Source organism: Rahnella perminowiae (genome assembly GCF_019049755.1).
Classification (GTDB): Bacteria; Pseudomonadota; Gammaproteobacteria; order Enterobacterales; family Enterobacteriaceae; genus Rahnella; species Rahnella perminowiae.
In genome coordinates this window covers 1-598 of the sequence record NZ_JAFMOS010000083.1, presented here as the reverse complement: position 1 = coordinate 598, position 598 = coordinate 1, and the positions used below count along the sequence as shown (strand labels likewise).

The following is a 598-nucleotide window of genomic DNA, read 5'->3' as shown; positions in this document are numbered from 1 at the left end:
TCTCCAGGCATATTAGCTGGGTAGGTCGTCTTGCTATTGAAATTACCAAGCAGGCCTACTTCCCTAACTAGTTTTATAGCTTCTTTTTTTGATTGTGCCAGCAATGCAGTTGAAATCATTTTTTCTTAACCTTCTTAGATTCTAATTCTCTAATCATGGCTTTAAGACCTTCCGCGCCATACTCTTGAATTAACTTTTCAAGATCACTATTTTTCTCTTCTGTCTCTACTCTTTTAAGGTCAATTTCTATTTGCCTAATCTTAGCGTCCGGCGGATATTTATAGCTAAGTGAAGGAGCCTTCTCTAGTGCATCTGATATTTCATCAAAAAGCTCCAAGGCAGTTCTTCCAATCCCAGTCATAGTTAGCCAGCCTTTTGTCCTAGTCATGGCGGTGAATAAAAGATTTCTATTTTTTACGTTCGGATTGTAATATAAGGATTCACAACCGACGACATAGACACTATAGCTTTCATTCCCTTTTGCTTTATGGACGGTCGAATAAGTGACTTTATTGTCAATGGAAAAGTCACTTATATTATATCGGTCTGCATTTACATTGTTAATATCAATATTTTCGGATGAAAGATAGTCTGAAAT

General features: G+C 36.6%; 1 protein-coding gene. It reads right to left on the bottom strand.

Annotation, left to right across the window (positions count from 1 at the left end):
* Nucleotides 1–115: 115 nt before the first annotated feature.
* Nucleotides 116–598 (bottom strand): ATP-binding domain-containing protein (locus J1785_RS00420; protein WP_217218538.1); only part of this gene is annotated, 483 nt, incomplete at its 5' end.